Annotated in this window: 2 protein-coding genes; both read right to left on the bottom strand. The window is 54.8% G+C overall.

Translation table 11 applies throughout. From position 1 onward, the window contains the following. Positions 1-253 (bottom strand): plasmid recombination protein (locus tag KP705_RS15980; RefSeq protein ID WP_215764949.1); only part of this gene is annotated, 253 nt, incomplete at its 3' end. 37 nt (positions 254-290) lie between these two features. Next, positions 291-641: recombinase family protein (locus tag KP705_RS15975; protein WP_215764948.1), on the bottom strand; the 351-nt coding region annotated here is incomplete at its 5' end.

The raw sequence follows: 641 nt of genomic DNA, 5'->3' as shown, positions 1-641 counted from the left end.
GGGTGGCCTTGCTTCCTTCGATGCCGCGTTCCAGTCCGACAGGGCGTCCCACAACTCGCGCAAAGTCGGTCTGCATCTCGTTCAGGGCCTTGGCACCACCGAGGAACCGGCGGCAATTCAGGCGGCCTGTATCGGGGTCTTTTGGCACCACGTAGGCCGACAGGTGCGGCGTTTTTTCGTCCCGGTGAATGATGGCAGCGATCACGTTGTCCTTGCCGTGCCGCTCCTGAATCCAGCGCAACGCCTCGTTCAAATAGGGGTCACGACACGAAAGTGTACTTTACGTACGCTTAGAGTGAACCCAACAAGAACGTTGAGGCTGTTCTGCTGAGAGTTCGATAGACAGTTGGCCGAGAAATAGAAAACAGTTCTGAAAGATCGCTGATGGAGTAATCGCCGGTATCATACATCCGGCGAAGCTCTTTTTGCTGACGTTCAGAAAGCTTGGGTTTCTTTCCGCGTAGTTTACCTTTGTCGCGTGCAACGGCCATCCCTTCACGAGTACGCATCCGGATCAGATCGGCTTCAAACTCCGCGAAAGTCGCAAGGATGTTGAAGAACAACTTGCCCATTGGATCAGACGGATCGTGAATACTGTTCCCAAGTTGAAGCTTCACGCCACGGGATGCCAGGCTGTCGCC

The sequence above is a fragment of the Gluconobacter sp. P1D12_c genome, assembly GCF_018812105.1.
GTDB classification, from domain to species: Bacteria; Pseudomonadota; Alphaproteobacteria; order Acetobacterales; family Acetobacteraceae; genus Gluconobacter; species Gluconobacter oxydans_A.
Note: the sequence above shows the minus strand (reverse complement) of the source record. Positions and strands in the feature narration are given on the sequence as shown.